We start from the raw sequence: 23,613 nt of genomic DNA on the forward strand, positions 1-23,613 counted from the left end.
GCAAAACCGGGTCTGAAACCCGCTCGAATCAGCGCGACTGGTACGGCCCGTGGACGGCCTTCACCCGAAACGACTCGTCATTGTCTTCCAGAATAATAACGCGGTAGGTGTCTCCGCCCGGATCGACCCGCACCAGCACGTGCCCCGAATCGCTTTTCAGACGGTTTAATAACTCGCCAATCACCAGTTTGTTCGCTTCCAGCATGTGCGTGGCAAACACGTCGCGCTCGCCGGGGTAGACCTGCTGTGAGTAGATTCGGGCCAAAACGTCATGACCCGGATGGTCGGACGACCAGACCGGAATGACCAGCACGCGGGGGCGCAAACTGCCGAGCAGAAAACCGTTCTGCGAATCCCGGTTTCCGTGGTGGTCGAGCAGTTGCACCTCCACCGGCCCCACCGACCGCGCCACGGGCGTTTCGACATCGTGCCACATCGGTGCCCCGAATTGCAGCACGCCCGGAATGTCGCCCCCCGAGAAGTAGTCGAACTTGCCGTAACTGAGCCGCAGGGCCATGCTGCACATGTTTTCGTTCGGGTACTGGTTCGGCGGCAGCGATTTGAGTTCCGGAAAGTGCTGCCGCGTGACCGAGCCGACGCCCGTCCAAATTTCGCCGTTGACCGCCAGATTGCGGATTTCAAACCGGTCCTTGTATTTCGCGGGTTGTTTCAGCAACTGAATCTGATCGTTGCGTCCGGCCTGAAACCGCTCTACGGTCAGGCCTTTGTTTTGCACCTGCCAGGTTAGGAATTTCCGGTAATTCTGCACCAGCGGGTCCTGCTCGAACGAGCGTGGGTAGTTATAATCCGGCCAACCCCGGTCGATTACCTTTCGGATCGGAATAAACTCACCGACTTCCGTCACGCCCGTTAACACATAATCGCCAGCCGGTGCCTTCTTCGACACCGACGAGGGCGTGCCCATGTGGTCGTCGTGAAAATGGGTCATGATGGCGTAGTCGATGGCAGGATCGTTCCGAAAACTGAGCGCCTTCCGGGCGTAGCGGGCAATCCACTCCCCGGCCTGGCGCTCGCCGTTCGGCTTGGCGGGGGTGTTGCGGGGGCTTTGCGTACGCGGGTCGGTGGGGTCGAGTTGTCCGGCGTCGATCAGGGCGGTGGTGCCGTCAGGCAGGATCAGCAGGGCCGCATTGCCGCGTCCGGTATTGATCTGGTGAATGTCGAGATAGCCTTCCCGCCAAACCGGCAGCGGCTGCCCCACCTGCTGGGCGATGGCAGGAGCGTTGGAGAGGAGTAGAAGGAGTAGAATTCGCTTCATAAAGGTTATTACACAGGGTTTATCAGAGTTAATCAGAGGTGATCAGGGTTTCTCTGATTAACTCTGTGTAGCAATTGAATTTTCACTGTTGATAAACCCGCACGTAGTCGACTTCGAACCGGGCGGGGAAGGTCGTGGCCGAGGGATCACCGCCGTTTTGCCCACCGACGGCCAGGTTGAGCAGCAGGTAGTGCGGCTGGTGGAACGGATTTTTGCCGCTGCCGTCGCCGTTGATGGTTCGGGTTAGATCGACGGCGTTGAGAAGTTGATCATCGACATACAGCTTGATCGAATCCTGATCCCAATCCATCCGCCAGACGTGGAATTTTTCGGCCCACTGCGGGTCCGCAAACGTGTTGAGCGGTTTTTTGGTGGTGCTCCATTCGGCGATGTATCGTCGGTTGGTTCCCCAGGCCACATTTGCCAGGAGCATGTCGCGGTAGTACTCCATGATGTCGATTTCGCCGTTGGACGGCCACTCGCCGGATACGCCCAGCGTCCAGAACGCGGGCCACATGCCCGGCCGGACGTCAATTCGTCCGCGCATTTCGAACCGGCCGTACTGCCATTGGTGCAGCCCTTTCGTCATTAGGCTGGCGGCCGTGTACCGGATCGAGTCGCGGCTGGTTCGCCAGTCAGTACTGTTGAACTGGTAGGTGGGATTCGGGCGGTTCTCCCGGCTGGTTTCGATGATGAGCAAGCCGTTTTCGCAGCGGGCGTTGTCGGGCTGGTACCACTGCAATTCGTTGTTGCGGACAAAACCGGTTTCAAACACCCAGTTTTTCGGATCGGGCGGGCCGGGCGTGTTAAACTCGTCGGCCCATACGAGCTTCCAGTCGGCGGTTGGAGCCGCTGGTTGGTGGGTCATCATCCAGAGCAGCAAAACAGGGAGAAAATTCATGCCGGAACAGGTTTGGAATAGGAGAGCGAAGGTACGAGATTTGGAAACGTTTACGAGCGACCGCCCACCCGGTTTGGGTTAAACAATCGTTAAATCATGGAACTTCAGGAAGCCATCGAACTCATTCAATATGACCGATTACCGCAATCCAATCCGGCAACCTGGGCCGATCTGGGATGCGGGAGCGGATTGTTTACCTTCGCCCTGGCGGCCCGGTTGACACACCCGGGGACGATTTACGCTGTCGATCAGCAACCGGTCCGGTTGCTGCCACTTCCTGTTTCGGACTCGGTGACGATCGAAACAAGGCAGTGCAATTTTGTGACCGATGAGTTGGGACTAACGGGGCTGGACGGTATTTTGATGGCAAACTCACTCCATTTTGTGGCCGACAAACCGGCGCTGATTCGGAAATTGGAACGATACCTGAACCCTAAAGGCGGTTTTTTACTGGTTGAGTATGACACCGATAAGGCCAATTCCTGGGTACCTTTTCCGACCAGTTATCGATCGTTGAAAAAACTTTTTGAAACCGTTGGATATACTTCAGTTACTTGGCTGAACGAGCGGCCTTCCCGATACGGCCGGGCTAACTTGTATGCGGCTTTTGTGCAAAAGTAACAAGCCGTACCGGGGAATTTTTGTGAAGCGTCGTCGGGTTGCCGGGCTAATTTTCAGTACCTTTGCCCTCTTTTACCCGAAGCAGGTAACCTTCACGAATAGGCCGGTAAACCATTGCTAAGTTTTTGATGTTTTGTTTGTTTCGTTACAACTTTCTATTGTAACTTTTAAGATTTGTTGTCGGAGACTTGTCTCCTGGCATAAGAACGTGGCCCCTGCTGGTCTTCAATCCCTGAAAATGACTATACCTACAGCCGACCTACAGTCTTCAGAAATCAATCTGACCAATTGCGAGACGGAGCCAATCCATATTCCGGGCTACATTCAGGCCCACGGCTGTCTGGCTGCGATTGATGCGGATGATTTCAGTATTCAGTACGTCAGTGAAACAATTGATGGGTTGGCTAACCAACCCGCTAAGGAGTTGCTGGGCAAACCGTTGGATGCATTACTGGCTAAAACCGACCTGCCAGGGGATGACGTAAAGGCGTTGTTGTCCCTCGGAATCCGGGACAATGCCTGGTCGCGGATCAATCCGCACCGGTTTCGGGTCAACGGGAAAGAATGGAATCTGATTGCGCATGAGCACGATGGCCTGATCCTGCTTGAGTGGGAACCGGCCATTTCGGCCCAAAGCAACCTGGATCAACAATTGATTGCCGAAGCGCTGACCGAAGTACAGTCGAACCGAACCCTGACCGAATTGATTCAGAATACCGCCCGGCGGGTGAAGCAGATTATCGGGTACGACCGCGTGATGGTCTACCGGTTTGGCGCCGACTGGCACGGTGAGGTCATTGCCGAAGAAATAAACCCGGGTGTCGATTCATACCTGGGCCTACATTACCCAGCTTCGGATATTCCGCGGCAGGCCCGCGACTTGTACAAAACCAACCTCGTGCGCATCATTGCCGATGTGAACAGCTCGCCATCGCCGATTTATTCAGTCGCCGATTCGGTTCAAAACCGGCCGCTCGATCTGACGCATTCGGTGCTGCGGGCGGTATCGCCGATTCATATCGAGTACCTGAAAAACATGGGCGTTCGAGCTTCCTTCAGTATTTCGCTTTTGTATCGGGGCGAGCTTTGGGGGCTGATTTCCTGCCATCACTCCACGCCCAAGTTTGTCGATTACCCGGCGCGTCAGGCCGCCAAGTTTGTGAGTCAACTGCTGTCGTCAGCGCTGGAGTTTCGGCGGAATGAAGAAGAGCAGTTATTCCTGTTCCAGATTCAGCAGAACGAACAGAAACTCAACAGCCACATTCTGAAAGACTGGGATATCGTTGCCGGTCTGACACAGCACCCCATTACGGCGATGCACGTCACCGAAGCAACCGGGGCGGTGCTGGCGTTCGATAATAAGTTTTATCCGATGGGCCAAACGCCAACGGAGTCGGCTATGGCCGGGATTACCAACTGGCTCAACACGGAGTCGTTCGATACGGTTTTTGAAACCGACCGGCTGCCTGAACTGTATCCGCCCGCCGAAGGCTTCCGCGATGTGGCTTCCGGTCTGCTGGCGGTGGCTTTGTCGAAAGAACTGGGCGAATACCTGATGTGGTTTAAACCGGAACAAGTCCGACAGGTGACCTGGGCCGGTAACCCTGACAAACCGGTGACGATTTCGGAGAACGGCCAGCAACACCTGCATCCCCGCAAGAGCTTCGAAGCCTGGTCGCAAACCGTCCGGAACACGGCCGAACCCTGGAAAGAAGCCGAGGTTTCGGTGGCCTTAAAGCTACGCGAAGATGTGTTGCAGGTGGTGGCCCGCAAGGCCAACGAAGTCCGGCAACTGAATGAGCGCTTGCGAATTGCCTACGAAGAACTGGACGCCTTCAGCTACACGGTTTCGCACGATTTGCGCACACCCTTGTCTTCCATTCGGTGTTACGCCGAAATCATCATGGAAGAGCAGGGGGGCGGCATGGACGACGATACGCGGGTGATGTTCCAGAAGATCATGGATTCGACGGAACGGATGCGATCGCTGATCCGGCACATCCTTTACTATTCGCGGATGGGCCGTACGGAGCTGAATTTCAAGCATCTTGATATTCTGAAGATGCTGGACGTAATTCGGGATGAAATTCTGATTACCGAGAAAAAGAAAAACCGGAACATCCGGATCGAATTTGGCGATACCCCTTCGATTTACGGTGATCCAACGATGGTCAATCAGGTGTTTACCAACCTGATTTCCAATGCGACCAAATACACCCAACCGGCGGCCGAAGCCGTGGTTTGGATTGAAGGCCGTGAAACCCCCAGGGAAGTGATTTATTCCGTGAAAGATAACGGAATCGGCTTCGATATGCGGCACGCCAATAAAATGTTTGAGTTATTCAAACGTTTGGACAATGCAGCCAGTTACGAAGGAACCGGCGTTGGACTGGCGATTGTGAAACGGATTATCAGTCGGCACAATGGCAAGATCTGGTTCCGCAGCGAACCGAATCGGGAAACCGTCTTTTCGGTATCATTTCCGAAAGAGTCTCATAATTAGCAAACTTGTACGACAATGTTGGATGTATTGTATGTAGAAGACAACCCGGATGACGCCGACTTATTCGGCAGGGTCATCCGAAAGATGGAGAAAGGCATCTCCTATAAAGTCATCAACGTGGGTTCCGAAGCCCTCGACTACCTGACGGCGCAGGGAAAATACCAGGGCGAAACCGCCCCCCTGCCCAAACTGCTCCTGCTCGACCTGGATTTGTCGGAATACAGCGGGTTCGAGATTATTCAGAAAGCGCGGTCGGTGGCCCGGACGCGGTTGCTGCCCATCGTTGTCTTCAGCACGTCGGACAGCCCGCAGGACATCAGCCAGTCGTTTAACCTGGGGGCCAATGCGTACGTCGTTAAACCGGGTAGTTATCAATCCATCAATCAATTGTTGCGTCGGCTGTGTGATTTCTGGCTGATCGACAACAACGTAGTCAATTGAGCATGACGTTAGCGGAACGGCTGCGGAACGAAACCCGGGCGCTGCACGAAGAAACCGAAGCGCTTCTGTATACGGAACCGCTCCGGGCCGGTACCCTGACACGGGAGCAGTACGGGCATTTGTTGCAGATTCACTGGTTGTTTCACGAAGCCCTGGAAACCGCCATTGACCAGAATCCGGCGTTTTTTCAGGCCTATAATCCCGACGACCGCCGGAAAGCGCCCTGGCTGGAGGCTGATCTGGCCGAACTCGATGTTTCGCTGCCCGATGCCCGGCCCGGTCTGTTTGCCGACTGGTCGCCGAGCGAATTACTCGGTGCGGCTTACGTTGGCGAAGGGTCAATGCTGGGCGGGAAGGTGGTCATGCACCTGCTGCACAAAAGTCCGGAGGTGGAACCCTTGCTGACAAACGCGCGATTTTACCAGGGATACGGGGTAGATGCGATGACGAAATGGGCGGGTTTCAAGGCAATCCTGGCCGATCAAACGGAGGACAGCCACGATACGATTGTGGAAGCCGCATACCAGACTTTCCGGGCTTATCACGATATTTTTCGGACTACGAAACGGGAAAAACCGCCCGTTTGCTAGGCGTTATGCCCGTAAATGGGCAGATACACTTTGAACGTCGAACCGTGCCCCACCTGGCTGCTCACGTCCACCGTGCCGCCGTGAATCTCCGCTACTTTCTTGCAAATCGCCAAACCAATACCGGTGCCACTGTAGGCCGACCGACTTTCCAGCCGCTGGAAGGGCTGAAAAATCCGTGCTTTATACTTCTCATCGAACCCGATTCCGTTGTCGGTTACCTCGACCAACACATACAGTCGTTGGGATTGCTCGCGCAGTTCCTCCGGTAGTTCAGTGGGTTCGGGATGGCGGGCCGTCACCTGAATCAGCGGTTTTTGATCCGGTTTCTGAAACTTAATGGCATTGCCGATCAGGTTCTGAAACAACTGCCGCAACCGGAGCGGATTACCCAGCACGTTGGGGAGTGCAGCCACGCGAACGGTTGCGTGTTTCTCGTTGATGGCCACTTCCAGATCGCCCAGCACTTCCTTGATCAGCCGCGCAAGCGACACGGTTTCAAACGGTTCGGTCTGTGTGGAGAGCCGTGAATACGTCAGCAGATCCCGCACCAGCACCTGCATCCGTTTGGCCGAATTCTGAATTCGGCGGACGAGATCGACTTCGCCGTCGACCAGGCTGTCGGCAAACTGGCTCTGCAGGACATCGCCGAACGCCTGGAGTTTCCGCAGCGGTTCCTGCAAGTCGTGTGATGCGATGTAGGCGAATTGTTCCAGGTTCTCGTTTGAGCTCCGGATCTGGTGAATGGTTGCTTCGAGTTGGTGCTGAATGCGCTTGTTTTCGGTAATGTCCAGAAAGGTGACACGCAAGTCGTTGCCGAAACGGTCGGCCACCAGCGTCAGCCAGCGGTCGGCACCGTCGTTTTGGTAATGGTGTTCCAGTTCCAGGGGTTTATGCTGGCTCAGTGCCCGGCAGTAATGCTCGAAAATACCGTTGGATTTGTAATCCGGCCACCAGCGGCTGTGCAGTTCGCCGAGAAGTACGTCCGGTTCCTGACCGACAAAAGCCGCCACGGTTTTATTGGCAACGACAATCCGAAAATCGGTTATTTGTTCCTGCTCATCGCGCACGGGGTGTAGCAGGAGCAGAGCCGATTGTGAACTGTCCATCAGCGCTCGAAGCCGGGAAATTTCGGTCAATAAGGAATCTACTCGTGAATCCAAGGGTGGGTTTCGTTATTTCAACTAATTCGAACGGGGCGGACAGATGCCTGATCAATCAACTAAGATAGGCGTTAATTTGTTGTTATTGCCTGACGCAAAATGAAAAACTATTCACTGGTTTAGCCCGGTTAATTTTTTCTCTGGCGGAATCAGGTACTTTTGTCCTGCGGGTTTCGCATTTATTCCTTACTGAACCGATCCTGTCATGCAGACACAAAACCGCCTTTTTATTCACGATCAGGAAATAGCCTGGCAAGACGTCGGGCCGGGCGTCCGGCGAAAAATCATGGCGTACGATGCCAACCTGATGCTGGTGAAGGTAGCGTTTGAAACGGGCGGTATCGGTGCCATTCATCACCATTACCACACGCAGATGAGCTACGTGGAGAGTGGGCGGTTTGCCATCACTATCGGGGAGGAAACGCAGGAACTGAAAGCGGGTGATGTGTATCACCTGCCGCCCAACGTTCCGCACGGAGCCGTCGCGCTCGAAGCAGGCGTGCTGGTGGATGTGTTTACTCCCGTGCGGGAGGATTTTTTATAGGGTTACGGTATTCGGTTTTCAGTATCCAGTTTACAAATTCGTTATTCGGTGTTCGTTATTCATTATTTAAAAACCGAATACCGAACACTAGTAATACCGCCCCAGCAATCGGTTTTCGACAATCCGGCGCTTCATTTCCAACACGTCGATGGTGCCCTGCTTGCTGTAGACGATCTTTCCGCCCGGTTCGACCAGGATGGTGTACGGCAAGGCGCCCTGCCATTTCGGGTCGATGGCTTCGATCAGGGCGTATTTGTCCTCCGAATTGAACAGGTAGTTCTTGTTCGAGGCTTCTTTTTTTTTCAGGAATTCGAGCGCTTTGGCCTTTTTGTCGGGCTTGTCGGCCGAAACCGAGACGAATTCAAAATCCCGTTCGCGGTACATCCGGTCGATGCTGACAAAATCCGGAAACTCCTGTACACAGGGGCCGCACCAGGTCGCCCAGACGTTGATCAGCCGCAATTTGTCGGAATCGTTCCGGAGCAGTTTTTTCAGTCCGGCCACGTCGATGTCTTCCAGCGAAACCGGGCGTCGGGCCCATTCGGCCTGCTGTTTCTGGATGTAATCCTCTTTCTCCATCCACTTCACCGAACAGCCAAACGTTTTGGTCGTCGGCACCGGTACTTTCTGACCAGCCAGCACGGCATCCAGCGCGGCCCGGGCGTCTTCGGCATTGGCGGTACCCGGTTTTTCCTTCGCATCAAACCGTCCGGCGTATTGCAGTTTGCGGCTTTTGTCGAAAATGAAAACGTGGGGTGTTGCCACCGGGCCGTATTTCTGGGCCGTAGCCTGTGTGTCGCCGTCGTACAGATATGGGAAATTGTATCCCTTGGCTTTGGCCCGGATTTTCATTTCCTCGAAGCTGTCGCTGAGATCGGTGTAGCCCAGTTCGGCCAGGCTGACGGTTTTGGGATTGTTGGGCGAAATCACGACGAAGTTCACCTGCTTCGGTTTGTAATCGTTCACGAGCTGGATGAGCCGGTCTTCGTAAGCCTGGGCGGTGGGGCAGTGGTTGCAACTGAACACGATCACCAGCGCGGCCGAACCGGCAAAACTCTTGAGCGTGTACTGTTTACCATCGATTCCGGGCAAGGAGAAGTCCGGGGCCGATGCGCCGATTTCCAGCGTTTTGTGCTCCTCGTTCGGGCTGAAAGCCACGCTGCCGACCAGCATCAACGAGATTGTCAGTCGCTGGAGTTGTTTTGTTAAAAGGTTGGTTATCATAGGGCTAAAAAAAAGAGTGTAGGAATACTATAAAACTACCTGAAAATAATGAAAGAAAACCGTAGCGGGAATTTTCAGTCGAGATTCTTATACGCTGGCCCGAAAAAAGGCGGATTCGACCCGCAATTTTTTGAAACGAAAGTCCGGACTACTACTTTTAAGAACCGTTAACCGCTTCACCAAGAGCGAACTGCGGAACCTGAAACCCGTATCGTGTGTGAATAAACTGACGACGGCCCTATCGATTAAAGGGGCGGAGCCAATTCATGATAAATGGCTGCAAATCATCGGCATTCCGCTGGCGGTGCTGCCCTTCGTTTTCTTTTACCAGTATGAATACGGCTACGACTGGGGGCTATTTGCCCAAACGTTCATCTGGGGGGTGATTTCAACAGCCGTAACCTGGCAGGTGCTCCGCTGGTGGGTTATTCGGGTACGGATGGAATACGGCCAACGGACGCAGTTCCGGCAGCGGGTCTGGAAAACCTTTGTGGGGTACACACTGTTGACGATCTGCCTGCAACCCGCCGAAACCTGGGTGATCAGCCACCTGGACCTGACCGGCCTGATCGCTCCGGCCGAATTTCCGCGCGTTTACCTGCTGCACATCGCAATGGCCCTGTTGTTTGCGCTCCTGGTGGGTGTGATTTACGAAAGTATGTATTACCTGAAAAAAAGCCAGGAAGCGATCCGGGAAGCCGAATCCTTGAAAAAAGCAACCTTGCAGAGCCAGTACGACAGCCTGAAAAATCAGGTGAACCCGCATTTTCTGTTCAATTCACTCAATTCGCTGTCGTCGCTCATTACGGAAGACAAGCAACTGGCGGGCGAATTCCTGGACGAACTGGCGAGCGTTTACCGGTATTTGTTGCAGGAGGGCGACCGCGAGCTGACCACGCTTCGGAGCGAGGTAAATTTTATCCGGTCGTACCTGTTTCTGATCGATAAGCGGTTTGGCTCGGCCATTTCGGTCGATGTGAAGGTCGAAGAGCGGTTTCTGGACGACTCGTTGCCCCCGCTGACACTCCAGACGCTGGTTGAAAATGCCATCCGGTACAACGTCGTTTTGCCCGAAAAACCGCTCCGGGTTTCCATCCGGACGCAGGCCGATGCGTCCGTCCTGGTGACCAACACCATTCAGCGCAAACCGCTACGCGTAGCGGCTTCGCCCATTGGCCTCGGCACGCTCACCGACCGTTTTCACCGGCTGAACTTTCCCCCCCTCGTGATCAAGGACGACGGCGAGGAGTTCCGGGTGACGGTTCCGCTGCTGCGTGTTGATAGGAACACGGATTGAACGGATTAAACAGATCAAAACAGATTTTATCCGTTAAAATCTATTCGATCCGTTCAATCGCATCGGCGACCCGGCCGTGTTCCTATCAGTCAGTCATTTTAGCGCCTGCCGAATGGCTTCGGCAACCGGGGAGTAACCGCCCTCGTTGCCCTCAATCCGGAATTCTTCCCGAATCAACAACGGCGGCTGGGCCAGAAACCGGGGTTCCGTGCCGTGGTGGGGCTGGGCCGCGTGGACCAGAAACGGGTGGCAGAGATAGACGGTTCCGGCGTTTCCGGTTGCCAGTTGTTCCGGTCGTTCGGGCAGATCGGCCAGCTTTTCGGCCACTTCCATAAAGGACAAACCGGCTTCGCCCGCAGGCTGCAGCAAGCGGGCCACATCCTGGTGAGAACCGGTGCGAATGCGGGTCGGGGCATCGGCTTCACTGACATCCGAGAAAAGAAACAGCATGAGCAGTCCCCGGCCTTTCGACCAGACATTAACGCGCCACTCCCAGAAGTTGCCCGGATCGGCCCCGGGGAAACCGGCGTCGACATGCCAACCGGTATCGCCGGGATCGGTGTCGGAAGGAAAACGAACCGGAAACGTGCCCATACTCCGGCACGGAATCCACTGGCCTGGACCGACGAGCTGGTCGAACGCCCGGTGCAGCACCGGCGTATTGGCCGCTTCGACAAACGGCGGCTGGCTGTACATCCCGAGCCGAATAATGGGTTGGTTCCAGGTGGTCCGGTCATTCGGGTCAAGCTTCAGATCCTGCCAGAGAATGGCGCGGGCTTGCCGGGCTGTGTCGGCTGAAAAGGCATTATTGATGCGAACAAATCCCTCCCGGATAAACTGTTCGAGTTGCGCTTTAGTGAGAGCGTCTTGCATGATTTTTCGTCATTAAAAAGGAATGGAAGGTCTTTTTCGGAAATGACAAAAACCGGAATGCCAGCGCAAAGCAGATGGCTGGGCTAAGGTGATTCGTTCGAAAAAGACAAAGAAAAAGTGGGCCTTACCGAAAAGGCGGTTTGTCGGAGCGACAAAGGGAGGGAGTCTTAAAGCATTGGAGCCATTCTCATGCTCGCAAAGCTAACGGAAATGCCGTCGTTGTCAAATTTTCCGGCTTCAGATTTAGTAAAAGCGATCCGGCGATCAACGGTTTGGCGGCTTTTTATACCGTTTATCCAAAATTTTTCAGGGCCAATCAACCGGTCGCCTATTTTTGGGGTCAGGTAAACAACAAATACGATGAAAACCCTGAAAATTAGCTTCTTAGTGGCTCTGTTGAGCCCGCTTCTTGGCGCTGCCCAATACGCGCCCCTCGGTGCCATTACGTCCTGGACGGACGGGTATGTGGTCACCACCGACAACGATACCATCCGGGGAAAAGTCCGGGTGGGCATGATGGTGAACGACGCCCCGGCCAACGCCATCGTCCGCACCGCCGACGACAAAAAAGTAACTTTCAAAAGCGACAAGCTCCGGCTGATTGCGCAGGACATTCCGAAGTTTGCCTACGCCACCGGCGCCATTCCGCGCGAACGCGAACAGGTAATTTTTGAGCGGGTTCCGAATCCGCGTCGCGACCACAAAACCGCCCTGCTTGAACGGCTGAGCCATCCGGGTAAGCTGGTGCTTTATTTCGACGCCAACGGCTGGAAGAAAAACATGGAGTATACCTTCGGCAACTTTACGATCGGCACCAATCCGAAAGACCTCAGCTTTGTGGTGGTGAAAGACCAGACCAACGCCCGGATTGTGAAAAAAGGCACCATCGACGACGAACACGAAGCCCTTTTTGGTGATTGCCCGGCCTTTGTGCGCCAGTATCCGGCCGCTACCCGCCGGGACTGGAACCGCTTCGGCGAAATCGTGGAAGCTTACAACCAGACCTGCGTGGTCGGGAGCGTCGCCAACTGACATTTTTCAAAAATTTTTCGGGGAGCTGTAGCGTTCCGGTTGGCGGGCTCGTCATGGTTGTAAAGAACACTTAAACATCTCTTTACAACCATGAAAAGTAACTTCCATCCAGCCACCCTTTTGACGTATCGAAAACTTTCCGCCGTCTTCAGTTTCGTACTGTTGCTGACGCTGGGTGCCTGTAACCAGGATTCGGGCAACGATCCGGCGCCGTCGGACAAGAACCTGACGCCCATCGTGACGAGCGCCGACGAATATAACCGCGCCATGAACGCCCGGGCCAATGCGGAGGGCACCCAGTTTACGATTGAGAACGTGTCGCGCGAGGGTAACATCCTGACCGTGAAAGTAAAAGGCGGTTGTTCGCCCGAAGCATTCAAGGCGGTTTGGAACGGCATCGAGATCATGATTTATCCGCCGACCATCCACATCGCCCTGACGCACGATGCCGGTGAGGTATCGGGCTGCCCGACGGATCTGGAGCACACCCTGAAAATCGACGTAACGAAACTGGTAGGCGAAGGCGATCACTCGAATACAACCTTTGTGGTCTACAACGGATCGAAAGTGCAGGACACGACGCTGAACCCCGACGGTACGGTGACCAATAAGCAATAACCAACTACTCATCTCTGGAACGGTGGGGCTGCCTGCGGCTCGCCGTTCTTTATTCTGCCCGTAGCCAGTGGCATGGCACTCGATTGTACCCCGTTTGAGCGACAACTGATCGAAGGATGCCGAAAAGGTAATCCGAAGCACCAGGAAATGTTTTACAAGCATTTTTACGGGTTTGCAATGGCCATTGCGTTGCGGTATCACCCCACCCGGCAGGAAGCGGGCAGCGTGGTAAACGACAGTTTTCTGAAGATTTTCGACCACATCGGGCGGTATTCATTCGAGCAGACCTTTCGGGGCTGGCTGCGCCGGATTGTGATCAACACGGCCCTCGATCACTACCGCCGACTGGTTCGGCATACCCAGCCGCTCGACCTGGATCATCCGGAGAGCCAAACCGTTGAGGTGGAAGACTCTATAGTGAGCCAACTGACGGCGGAGGACATCCTGAGCCTGCTGCAACACCTGCCCGACCACTACCGCATGGTTTTTAATCTCTACGAAATTGAGGGCTATTCGCACGAAGAAATTGCCCGGCAACTCAACCTCTCGGTCAGCTCGTCGCGGGTATATTTGACGAGGGCGAAAGAAAAGCTGGCCCGGTTGGTGAAATTCTATTTTCCGAAGCACAATGAACGATTCTTTCCATAAACGGCTCACCGACCACATTCGGAAAACCGTCGTACGGCATGAAGTGCCGTACGAACCCGGCTCGTGGGAAGAGTTCCAGCGGCTCCGACACCGACGGCGGCAACGACAGCCCGTGGTCTGGTTCCGGTATGCGATGGCGGCCTGTCTGCTGCTTGGGGTGCTGGGCGTGCCCGTATGGCTGTATACCCCGGTTTTCGATGCAGCAGAACAGGCTGTCCATACGAAAACAACCGATCGTTCAGGAAAACCGTCTGAACAACCGATGGCCGAAAACCGCTCAACTTCCAAAACCGCAAAACCGGTCCAGCCTTTCGAACAGTCGGCAAGACAAAAACCAGTTCAGGAGTTGATTACTAAATCACCCCAAACCCCGTCTGCATGGGAAAAACCGCTACCGAACCTGCCGGACGAGCGTATTTCGTCCCTAAAAAACCGACGGCCTAATCCTTCAAAAAGCCGTTTTGCAAAACCGGAAAACCGGCTCCCGGATGCGTTGAATTCGCCTTCGGGGTTAGCAACGTCCACGGTACTGCCCAAATCCGGTTCGGTATCCGGGCCCTCTTTTCCGGAAGTTGGCACGCCGTTGCTGTCGTTCGAAACCATCAAACCCCGGCACAAAAGCTTCTACCGCTGGTCGCTTCGGCCCCTGGGCTTGCCGTTGAAAACGCAGGTCGACGGACCGGCCCTAGCACAAACGGAACGCGAAAAAACCGCCATCCGGCCCATTTGGGGGCTGAGCGTGGGGCCACAATCGGTGCGCGTGAGCGAGTACGAACCCTCGACCGGATTGAGTGGGGGCGTGTTTTCCGAAATCCCCATCAGCCGCCGGTTTAGCCTTTCGACCGGTTTGTCGATGGCGGGTCAACACGCCGGTAAAACGTCGGATCTGGTTCCGATGACGACAACGCCCACGCTGGTAGCTACCGATATCCGGTTGCTGGCGGTCGACTTTCCGCTCAATCTGCGCTTTCGACCGCTGAAATCGTCAAAAACCGGGATATATGCCGAAGCTGGTGTGTCGTCCCTCGCGTTTTTGAACGAGCGGTATGTGTATACCTACCGACTGATTCGAGAAACCGTCATTTACGTGACGGGTTCGGACGGACAGCCTAAACCGCAAACCAGTTTTGCAGAAGCACAGGAAACTACCATTCGTTCGGAACCGGCTTTCCGCCGGATTTACTGGGGGCGGCTGATCAATCTCTCAGTTGGCGTCGAGCGTCAACTGGGCGACCGCTTCCGGCTCTCGGCTGAGCCTTACCTGAAATACCCGATTGGGCCACTTACCCGGGAAAATCTGTCACTCGGGTCGGGCGGGGTGATTCTGCGGCTCGGTTTTCAATCGGGCCGGTAGTTCGTACAACCGGGTGCCAATCAATCAGATTTCAAGTTCCTAAAGCTGTACCAAGTAGCTTGAACCGGCTTTTCGCTTTCTTTTGTGTACTATTCCAACACAAGACCAATGAAAAGCATAGCGAAAAAAACGACAGAATGGCGTACTGTCAGGACGGTCCTTTTCGGCTGTCTGACAATGGGTGTTCTGGTCGGGAATGCTCAGAATACCGCGAAAAAAGGCAATGACATCCCTTTCAAAAAGAGCGTATTAACCCGTGAGTTCATTGCCGAAGGGGCTACCGTTGCCGATGTCAACAAAGATGGTAAAAAAGACGTGGTGTCCGGTGCTTACTGGTTCGAAGCGCCCAACTGGACCCGGCATGAACTCGATAAACCCCAGAAATTTACCTACAATACGGGTTACAGCAATTCCTTCCTGAACTTCACCCTGGATGTCAACAAGGATGGCTGGCCCGACATCATTCGCATCGACTTCCCCGGAAAAGCTGCCGTCTGGCACGAAAATCCCAAAAACCAGCCGGGCTACTGGAAAATTCACCCGATTCATCCATCGGTGGGCAACGAGTCGCCCCTGTTTGTCGATGTCGACGGCGACGGGCGACAGGATTTAGTCTGCAATGACCCAACCGCCAAGGAAATCATCTGGCTGCGGTCACCCGACAAGGATTTTGATCAGGAGTGGGAGCGAACCGTGATCAGCAAAGGCGAGAGCACACCCGGCACGCACATGTACACGCACGGGCTCGGTTTTGGTGATGTCAACGGTGATAAAAAACCGGATGTGCTGATTCACATCGGTTGGTGGGAAGGCCCAACCGACCCGAAACGCAGCAACTGGACCTTCCATTCGGCTAAACTCGGGGAAGAATGCGCCCAGATGTACGTCTACGATGTAAACGGCGACGGATTGAACGATGTCATTTCGTCGTCGGCGCACAAATACGGCATCTGGTGGCACGAGCAGGGCAAAGATGCTCAGAGTAACCCAAGCTGGCAGACCCACGAAATTTACAAAGGCTTTTCGCAAAGCCACGGACTGGCGTTTGTGGATATGAACGGCGATAAAAAACCGGATCTTGTCACGGGCAAGCGGTATTATGCCCACAACGGTCACGATCCCGGTGCCGAAGAACCGGCGGTTTTGTACTGGTTCGAGTTTCAGCCCGGTAAAAATCCGTCCTGGATTCCGCACGAAGTAGATAGCGATTCCGGCGTTGGTCTCCACGTAATGGTAGAAGACATCAACAACGACAAACGACCGGATATTATCGTTGGAAACAAGAAAGGCGTCCACGTTTTCGAACAACAAAAGCGCCGGTAACAGGGATACTGCACAAAGTCTTCTTCGAAAAAAGTTATCTTAGGCTTGGTAGAAGAAGACTTTTTAGGTGTAAATCGCTATTTTTTAGCGGTTTGTGTCCTTATTTAAAAACATTCTCAGTAGAATTTTTATAATCAGTCTAAATAGTGTTTACCTTTACAGCGGAATCTTACTTTTTTATCTAGCCGCTATGTTTAAACCCCGTTTACTCGTCCGAATCCTTCCCGTTATAGCGCTGGTAGCCAGCTTGACGGCCTGTAATGATGACGACGATGATTTTGAGATTACGCCACCGGAAAATCTGCGTTCAAAAATTGATTATTCCAAGTTGACGGATACCACGGCCTATGCCAACTTTTTCGCCGATAACAAAGGCACCAAAACCGTCGATTTGACGCCCGGCAGCACCCGCTTGCTGATGTTCCGCGCCATCAACACCTACAACGGCACGGCGGTTGGAACGGGCGCGAAGCTGGATTCGACGGTCCTGAAAAACATGTTTGCCAATACCGGAAACGCCTTCACGGATGCCGCATTGAATACGTCCGGTGTTAACCTGCGGTCGGTGTATGCCTCATCGCTGTCGGCAACTGATGCCGAGAATGAGCGTAAAAGGCTCGAAGCCGGTTTTGGGGCTGTTGCCACGGCCAGCCTGTCGGTGTCGGCCACGGCGGCAGATGGAAAAGCCGGAAAGCTGGGCAACTACCTGGTTGATGCGAAAGGCATTGAATGGGCGCAGGTCATCCAGAAATCGATGATTGGCGGTTTGCAACTCGACTATATCAGCAACGTCCTGTTGAGCGATAAAAACCTGGCGCTGGACAACTCGAAAGTGGTGAGCGGAAAACCGTATACCGAACTCGAACACAACTGGGATCAGATTTTTGGTCTGCTGACGGCCAACCCGGTGTACGGCGGAAAAGCGACCGCTACTTCGTCAGGCGAGAGCTTTATGGGGTCGTATCTCTGGGAGTACAATAAAGAGGATTTTCCCAAAATCCACATGGCGCTGTTGAAAGGCCGGGCGGCCATTGTCAACAACGACCCGACGACGCTGAAAGCACAGGTGGCCATTCTGCGCCCGGCGATGGAAAAAGCCGTAGCCGCTGCGGCCCTCGGGTATCTGGGTAAATGGAAAACGAATGCGACGAACGACGCAGCCCGGGCGCACGCCATCGGCGAAGGGCTCGGTTTCATCTACTCCCTGCGGTTTGCCAAACTGGCCGGTGCCGATGCGGCTTTCTCCGACACCATTCTGGCGGGCCTGACCTCCGCACCAAACGGTTTCTGGGGCCTGACCAATACTAAAATCGACGCAGCCGCAGCCGCCATCCGAACGAAGTTCAATATCACGAATTAACCGTAAGTACCCACGGACCGGGCCGCGCAGGCTTTAGTCCGTGTAAGCTTCTATGACCCAGTAGTTAATATTAACTTATAGGTTATTCTGGCTTACACGGACTAAAGTCCGTGGGTACGTAGTAACTATGGCACAATTTTACTGGAAAACCGCTGTATTCATTGGCATCACCGCCGGACTGATCTGGGCCTGTTCAAGCGGCTCGGACTCGCCCGACCCCGATCCCGGCACCAATCCGAATCCCACCAATCCGGTCGGAACCGATCGCAAGGCGATGCTAACGCACCTGGCTGACAACATCATTTTGCCCAGCTACGCGAATTTCAAGACGAAGTTCGACCTGATGCTGACGAAATCGGACGCCTTTGTGGCCAAGCCCGACCAAACCACGCTGACCGAATTCCGGCAAGCTTGGGCCGATGCCTATACCGAGTGGCAGAAGGTCGAGCTGTTCGATGTTGGCCCCGCCGAGTCGCACACGCTGCGGTATTTTTTCAACATTTATCCGGCCAATACCACCGGGATTGAAGACAACATTAAAGCGACCTCCGTCACGCTGGATTTACCCTCGGCTTATCCCCGGCAGGGTTTTCCGGCGATCGACTACCTGATCAACGGTCTGGCTGCGACCGACGATGCGATTATTCAACGCTACACCACGGCGGCCGACGCGGCCAAGCGGATTGCGTACCTGAAGCTGATCACGAACCAGATGAAGACGGTTTTCACGACGGTGCTGACCGAATGGACAACGGGCGGTTACCGCGACCGGTTTGTGAACAGTACGGGCATCGACGCCAGCAGTTCGCTGTCGAAACTCGTCAACGGCTACGTGCTGCACTACGAGCGGTACATCCGTTCGGGCAAGTTCGGCATTCCGTCGGGCGCGATGACCAACGGCACCACCGCCCCCGACAAAGTAGAGGCTTTTTACAAAAAAGACCTGTCGCTGACGCTGGCGAAAACCGCCCACCAGGCTGCTATCGATTTCTTCAACGGCAAAGACGTAAAAACCGGGCAAGAGGGACCCGGCCTGAAAAGCTACCTGAACGCCCTCGGCGCGAAGGATAGCCAGACCGGCAAGTCACTGACGGAGGTGATCAACGCCCAGTTTGAGTCAACCAACGCAAAGTTGAATGCGCTGAAAACCAGTCTGTACGACGAGGTCAAAACAAACAACGCGGCCGTGCTGGCAGTCTACACCGAAATGCAGAAAGCCGTGCGGATGCTGAAAGTGGACATGACCTCGGCGATGAGCATTACGATTTCCTACGTCGACACGGATGGCGATTGATGCGGACGTATTTTCGGACATACACGTCGGCGGCTCCCCTGGCGGTTTTTCGGCTGGCGTTTGGGCTGATGCTTTTCGGCAGTGTAGTTCGGTTCTGGTCGAAAGGCTGGATTGACGAGCTTTACATCAAACCCTCGTTTTTCTTTTCGTATTACGGTTTTGAATTCGTCAAACCGCTGGGCAACTACACCTATCTGCTGTTTGTTACCTGCGGTTTGAGTGCGTTCCTGGTGGCGCTCGGCTGGTTCTACCGGCTGGCGTCGGTGGGCTTGTTTCTGAGCTTTACGTACATCGAGCTGATGGACAAAAGTACCTACCTGAATCACTACTATTTTGTGAGTCTGGTGGCTTTTCTGCTCATTTTCCTGCCCGCCAACGCCTGTTTTTCGGTCGACGCGGCCCAAAACCGTCGGATGTTGCACGACCAGGTGCCCCGCTGGACGATCGATAGTTTACGCTTGCTGATGACCATTGTGTACTTCTACGCCGGATTGGCTAAAATCAATTCCGACTGGCTGCTCGAAGCGCAACCGCTCCGGATCTGGCTGCCGGGTCGCAACGATCTGCCTATCATCGGTTTTCTGTTCAACTACCGCGAAACGGCGTTTGCGTTCAGTTGGCTGGGTCTGTTGTATGACCTGAGCATTCCGTTTTTGTTACTCAATCGCTTCACGCGGCCGTACGCGTACGTCGCCGTGGTGATTTTCCACGTCCTGACGGCGGTCTTGTTTCCGATCGGGATGTTTCCGTACATCATGATCGTGGCGGCTCTCGTCTTTTTCCCGGCCGGTTTTCACCAGCGACTGCTGGCGGGTCTCAGCCGCTTGCTGCGCCTTCCGGATAACCTATTAGAAGGTAGCAAGATATTACTTTACAGGAGATCGCAGCACCGGTTTCTGGTATCAATTTTCATCATTTTTTTCATCCTGCAAATCCTGGTCCCGTTTCGTTACCTGCTCTATCCCAACGAGTTATTCTGGTCGGAAGAGGGCTACCGGTTTTCGTGGCGCGTGATGCTGATGGAAAAAATGGGCTATGTGCAATTTAAAGTGACGGACGACGCGGGTCGGCAGGTGATCGTCAACAACGAAAAACACCTGACGCGCTTGCAGGAAAAAATGATGGCAACGCAACCGGATATGCTGGTTCAGTTCGCGAATTACCTCCGGGATTATTACGTCCGGCAGGGTTTCCAAAACCCGAAAGTGTACGCCGATACCTACGTCAGCCTGAACGGGCGGCTGGGAAAACCGTACATCGATCCGACGATCAATCTGGCGCAGGAAACCGACTCGTTCCGGCCTAAACAGTGGATTTTACCGTTTGACGATGACATTAAAGGGTTATAGATTCACCGCCCCTAAATCCCCTAAAGGGGACTTTTTGCATCCGGACTCTTCTGTGTCCAAGTCCCCTTTAGGGGATTTAGGGGCGGTGAAGTATCTAGTTTCTTGTATCCTGCTTTGTCTTTTTTCCTATTCCGGCTTTGCCCAGCACACCTTGCAAGGCATTGTTCGGGAAAAAGAAAGCAGCGCACCCATCGATGGGTGCAGCGTGTACCTGAAAGGCTCCCGGACCATTTTCACCACCGACAGCCTGGGGCGGTTTATGATCCCAAACCTGAAAACCGGGACATATCAGCTCCAGTTTTTCTCGCTGAACCACAAACCGCTGAAGACGGAAGTTACCGTAGATTCAGGAACCGCATTGCTGGAATTTACGCTCGAAAATACCGAAAAGACGCTCAGCGAAGTCACCGTGACGGCCCCGCAGGGCAGTTTCGGCCAGACGCGGCTGCGCGAAGTGGAAGGCACGGCCATTTTTGCGGCTAAAAAATCGGAGGTGATTTTACCCGAAAACCTGGTCGCTAATTTGGCCACCAACAACGCCCGGCAGGTCTACGCGCGCGTCGCCGGGCTGAACATCTGGGAGAACGACGGGGGCGGTTTGCAATTGAGCATCGGCGGGCGGGGCCTCGACCCCAACCGGACTTCCAATTTTAATGTTCGACAAAACGGCTACGACATCAGCGCCGATGCGCTGGGCTATCCCGAAAGTTATTACACCCCGCCGACGGAGGCCCTGAAACGCATCAAGATTGTGCGCGGGGCGGCCTCGCTGCAATACGGAACGCAGTTTGGTGGTTTGTTGAATTTCGAAATGCGTCAGCCCGTCACCGATCGGACGTTTGAAGTAACTTCAAGGCAAACCGTGGGTTCGTTCGGCTTTTTCAATTCGTTCAACAGCGTGAGCGGCACGGCCAAAAAGCTGAGTTATTACGCCTTTTTCCAGTACAAAAAAGCGGACGGCTGGCGGCCCAATTCGCATTTTGACAGCAAAACCGCCTATGCCGACATTCATTATCAACTGACCGATGAGGCCAAAATCGGGCTGGAAGTGACGCACATGGATTACCTGGCGCAGCAACCGGGCGGTTTGAGCGACGAGATGTTCCGGGCCAATCCGCGTCAGTCGAACCGCGAACGCAACTGGTTTAAGGTGGATTGGAACCTGTTCAATGTGCATTACGACTGGAAACTGAACGCCCGCTCGGAGATTAATCTGATTAGTTTTGGCGTTATTGCATCACGCTATTCGCTCGGTTTTCGGCCCAACCGCGTGGCGACGGTCGACAATGAAGCCATCGAGCGCGACCTGATTGCCGGGAATTTCCGGAACTGGGGGTTTGAAGGACGGTTTCTGAATCGCTACAAACTGGGCCGGAAAGACGGCGTTTTCCTGGTTGGCACCCGGTTTTACCACGGCTTCAACCACAGCCAGCAGGGTATCGGACCAACGGGCAAAGGAGCGGATTTTACGTTTGTCGAACCCGATCAACTGATGTCGTCCGACTACCGGTTTCCGAACCGGAACGTGTCGCTGTTTGCCGAGAATGTACTGTTTCTCAGTTCCAAGTTTTCCGTAACGCCCGGTTTGCGGTACGAATACATCCGCACGACTGCCGACGGTTTTTACGGTAACATCGTCCGCGACCTGGCCGGTAACATCATCACAATCACCAAAACCAACGAGAAACGCGTCAATCCGCGCGGTTTTGTGATTGCCGGTTTAGGCCTGAGTTACAAACCGTCGGCGTCCGTGGAATTTTACGGCAATATTTCGCAGAACTACCGGTCGATCACGTTCAGTGACATGCGGATTGCGAACCCCTCGGCGGTGATCGACCCCAATTTGCAGGACGAACGCGGTTTTTCCGCCGATCTGGGTGTGCGGGGCGAGAAAAACCAGGTGCTGAATTACGACCTGAGCCTGTTTGCGCTCAACTACGGAAACCGCATCGGCGAAGTACAGTTTTACGACGAAAACGACCGCGTTTTGCGCAAGCGAGCGAACGTGGGCCGGGCGTTGATCCTCGGGCTGGAGTCGTACGGCGAAGCGGAACTGCTGCGCTTGTGGCAACCGTCTTCCGATCGCTGGTCGTGGTCGATTTTTGGCAATATGGCGCTGATTCGCTCGGAATACGTGAAGAGCCAGATTCCGGGTGTGCAGGGCAACGAAGTCGAGTTTGCTCCGGCGGTTAACCTGAAGTCGGGGATGCGCGGGGGCTACCGCAACCTGAAGGCATCGTTCCAGTTTACGTACCTGACGGATCAGTTTTCCGACGCTACCAATGCCATTGATGGCGGTTTTTCGGCGGTCGTTGGCCGGATTCCGGCGTACCACATCCTGGATTTTTCGCTGTCGTGGAATTACCGCTGGCTGAAACTGGAAGGCAGCGTCAACAACCTGGCGAACGAATTTTACTACACGCGCCGGGCCACGGGCTACCCTGGTCCCGGTATCTTGCCCTCCGACGGCCGGGCTTTCTTTTTGACGGTGGGGGTGAAGTGGTGAATTGTGGATGGAACACGGATCAAGAATCCGTGTTCCTATCAATCCTCCATTATTTCCCCGGTTCCAACTGCGTGGAAATGGCAATCCGGTTCCAGGCGTTGATGGTGACGATGGCCATAATCAATTGCGCCAGGTAGTTTTTGCCAAACGCTTTTTCGGCCTGTTGATAAACCGCATCCGTCACCCCCTGGGCGTGAATCAGCGTGATTTGCTCGGTCAGCGCCAGAATGATTTTCTCTTCTTCCGTAAATAAATCGGTTTCTTTCCAGGCGTTGAGCAGGTAAATCCGCTGTTCGGTTTCGCCCGCTTTTCGGGCTTCCTGAGTATGCATATCAATGCAATACGCACAACCGTTGATTTGCGAGGCCCGAATTTTAATCAGGTTTTTATGAGCTTTCGTAATCTGGGCGGTTTGCAGATAACCCTCTAATCCGAACATGGCTTTATAGGCCTGTGGTTCAGTTATTTGGATGTTGATTCGCTTTTCCATTGTCTCGTGGTTTATTTGTCGAGACAAAGCTAGGTACCGGTTTTCGGGAAAAACTTAAACGGGTTTAAGAAGAGAAGAACTGTTTTGCGAAAATAGAGCAGACAGATGCAACGAGTCGTAAAAACTCACAAATACAACCTATATTTTTGCCTGATAAATAGCAGATTATTTGTCAAATAACTTTAAATTAGGACAATGATTTCGTGAAA

The 23,613-nt window shown here is 54.1% G+C and carries 21 protein-coding genes; 15 read left to right on the forward strand and 6 right to left on the reverse strand.

All coding sequences use genetic code 11. From position 1 onward, the window contains the following. Positions 1–28: 28 nt before the first annotated feature. Both ACO2Q8_RS07265 and ACO2Q8_RS07270 read right to left on the reverse strand, forming a co-directional pair. Positions 29–1,276 (reverse strand): ComEC/Rec2 family competence protein, encoded by a 1,248-nt coding sequence (locus ACO2Q8_RS07265; protein WP_423344115.1) that lies wholly within the window; start codon positions 1,274–1,276, stop codon positions 29–31. 82 nt (positions 1,277–1,358) lie between these two features. Further along, the gene (locus tag ACO2Q8_RS07270; RefSeq protein WP_423344116.1) at positions 1,359–2,177 is read right to left on the reverse strand and encodes a glycoside hydrolase family 16 protein; all 819 of its coding nucleotides are present in this window, start codon (positions 2,175–2,177) and stop codon (positions 1,359–1,361) included. 96 nt (positions 2,178–2,273) lie between these two features. On the opposite strand from ACO2Q8_RS07270, the gene ACO2Q8_RS07275 reads away from it, so the two are divergent. The 4 genes from ACO2Q8_RS07275 (at position 2,274) to ACO2Q8_RS07290 (ending at position 6,332) form a co-directional block, all read left to right on the forward strand. Then, on the forward strand, positions 2,274–2,798 hold the full coding sequence (locus tag ACO2Q8_RS07275; RefSeq protein ID WP_423344117.1) for a class I SAM-dependent methyltransferase: 525 nt from the start codon (positions 2,274–2,276) through the stop codon (positions 2,796–2,798). 238 nt (positions 2,799–3,036) lie between these two features. Beyond that, entirely contained in the window at positions 3,037–5,301 is a 2,265-nt protein-coding gene (locus tag ACO2Q8_RS07280; RefSeq protein ID WP_423344118.1) for an ATP-binding protein, read from the forward strand. 15 nt (positions 5,302–5,316) lie between these two features. Beyond that, complete coding sequence (locus tag ACO2Q8_RS07285; RefSeq protein WP_423344119.1) at positions 5,317–5,742, forward strand: response regulator; 426 nt, start codon at positions 5,317–5,319, stop codon at positions 5,740–5,742. A 2-nt stretch (positions 5,743–5,744) separates the two neighbouring features. Further along, positions 5,745–6,332 carry a biliverdin-producing heme oxygenase gene (locus tag ACO2Q8_RS07290; protein ID WP_423344120.1) on the forward strand — a complete coding sequence of 196 codons (588 nt, stop codon included), beginning with the start codon at positions 5,745–5,747 and terminating at the stop codon, positions 6,330–6,332. On the opposite strand, the gene ACO2Q8_RS07295 is transcribed toward ACO2Q8_RS07290, so the two are convergent. Then, positions 6,329–7,438: an ATP-binding protein gene (locus tag ACO2Q8_RS07295; protein WP_423344121.1), complete on the reverse strand. Its 1,110-nt coding sequence runs from the start codon at positions 7,436–7,438 to the stop codon at positions 6,329–6,331. The genes ACO2Q8_RS07290 and ACO2Q8_RS07295 overlap by 4 nt on opposite strands. A 259-nt stretch (positions 7,439–7,697) precedes the next feature. Between ACO2Q8_RS07295 and ACO2Q8_RS07300 the strand changes: the two genes are divergently transcribed. After that, on the forward strand, positions 7,698–8,036 hold the full coding sequence (locus ACO2Q8_RS07300; RefSeq protein ID WP_423344122.1) for a cupin domain-containing protein: 339 nt from the start codon (positions 7,698–7,700) through the stop codon (positions 8,034–8,036). A gap of 87 nt (positions 8,037–8,123) precedes the next feature. Here ACO2Q8_RS07300 and ACO2Q8_RS07305 read toward each other — a convergent pair whose 3' ends face one another. Further along, positions 8,124–9,260 carry a redoxin family protein gene (locus ACO2Q8_RS07305; RefSeq protein ID WP_423344123.1) on the reverse strand — a complete coding sequence of 379 codons (1,137 nt, stop codon included), beginning with the start codon at positions 9,258–9,260 and terminating at the stop codon, positions 8,124–8,126. Positions 9,261–9,477: 217 nt separating this feature from the next. Here ACO2Q8_RS07305 and ACO2Q8_RS07310 point away from each other — a divergent pair, with 217 nt between their 5' ends. After that, positions 9,478–10,557: a sensor histidine kinase gene (locus ACO2Q8_RS07310; protein ID WP_423344124.1), complete on the forward strand. Its 1,080-nt coding sequence runs from the start codon at positions 9,478–9,480 to the stop codon at positions 10,555–10,557. A 93-nt stretch (positions 10,558–10,650) separates the two neighbouring features. On the opposite strand, the gene ACO2Q8_RS07315 is transcribed toward ACO2Q8_RS07310, so the two are convergent. Next, complete coding sequence (locus tag ACO2Q8_RS07315) at positions 10,651–11,430, reverse strand: phytanoyl-CoA dioxygenase family protein (protein WP_423344125.1); 780 nt, start codon at positions 11,428–11,430, stop codon at positions 10,651–10,653. A 360-nt stretch (positions 11,431–11,790) separates the two neighbouring features. On the opposite strand from ACO2Q8_RS07315, the gene ACO2Q8_RS07320 reads away from it, so the two are divergent. From ACO2Q8_RS07320 to ACO2Q8_RS07360, 9 genes are all read left to right on the forward strand, one after another. After that, positions 11,791–12,462, forward strand: a complete 672-nt coding sequence (locus ACO2Q8_RS07320) for a hypothetical protein (RefSeq protein WP_423344126.1) — start codon at positions 11,791–11,793, stop codon at positions 12,460–12,462. 90 nt (positions 12,463–12,552) lie between these two features. Then, positions 12,553–13,080, forward strand: coding sequence for a hypothetical protein (locus tag ACO2Q8_RS07325; RefSeq protein ID WP_423344127.1), 528 nt, complete (start codon positions 12,553–12,555; stop codon positions 13,078–13,080). 72 nt (positions 13,081–13,152) lie between these two features. Beyond that, a complete protein-coding gene (locus ACO2Q8_RS07330) occupies positions 13,153–13,728 on the forward strand; it encodes an RNA polymerase sigma factor (protein ID WP_423344128.1) in 576 nt (191 codons plus the stop codon). Further along, positions 13,709–15,082, forward strand: coding sequence for a porin family protein (locus ACO2Q8_RS07335; RefSeq protein WP_423344129.1), 1,374 nt, complete (start codon positions 13,709–13,711; stop codon positions 15,080–15,082). The genes ACO2Q8_RS07330 and ACO2Q8_RS07335 overlap by 20 nt, the downstream gene beginning before the upstream one ends. 108 nt (positions 15,083–15,190) lie before the next feature. After that, on the forward strand, positions 15,191–16,405 hold the full coding sequence (locus ACO2Q8_RS07340; protein ID WP_423344130.1) for an FG-GAP repeat domain-containing protein: 1,215 nt from the start codon (positions 15,191–15,193) through the stop codon (positions 16,403–16,405). Between the two features lie 190 nt (positions 16,406–16,595). Then, positions 16,596–17,765 (forward strand): DUF4856 domain-containing protein, encoded by a 1,170-nt coding sequence (locus ACO2Q8_RS07345; RefSeq protein WP_423344131.1) that lies wholly within the window; start codon positions 16,596–16,598, stop codon positions 17,763–17,765. Positions 17,766–17,892: 127 nt separating this feature from the next. After that, positions 17,893–19,059 carry an imelysin family protein gene (locus tag ACO2Q8_RS07350; protein ID WP_423344132.1) on the forward strand — a complete coding sequence of 389 codons (1,167 nt, stop codon included), beginning with the start codon at positions 17,893–17,895 and terminating at the stop codon, positions 19,057–19,059. Then, on the forward strand, positions 19,059–20,408 hold the full coding sequence (locus ACO2Q8_RS07355; RefSeq protein WP_423344133.1) for an HTTM domain-containing protein: 1,350 nt from the start codon (positions 19,059–19,061) through the stop codon (positions 20,406–20,408). The genes ACO2Q8_RS07350 and ACO2Q8_RS07355 overlap by 1 nt, the downstream gene beginning before the upstream one ends. A gap of 85 nt (positions 20,409–20,493) precedes the next feature. Further along, complete coding sequence (locus ACO2Q8_RS07360) at positions 20,494–22,914, forward strand: TonB-dependent receptor domain-containing protein (protein ID WP_423344134.1); 2,421 nt, start codon at positions 20,494–20,496, stop codon at positions 22,912–22,914. A gap of 49 nt (positions 22,915–22,963) precedes the next feature. Here the strand turns inward: ACO2Q8_RS07360 and ACO2Q8_RS07365 are convergent, their stop codons facing one another. Next, a complete protein-coding gene (locus tag ACO2Q8_RS07365) occupies positions 22,964–23,404 on the reverse strand; it encodes a carboxymuconolactone decarboxylase family protein (protein ID WP_423344135.1) in 441 nt (146 codons plus the stop codon). Between the last annotated feature and the right edge of the window lie 209 nt (positions 23,405–23,613).

The organism is Larkinella sp. VNQ87 (assembly GCF_049445795.1).
In the GTDB taxonomy this organism is placed as follows: domain Bacteria; phylum Bacteroidota; class Bacteroidia; order Cytophagales; family Spirosomataceae; genus Larkinella.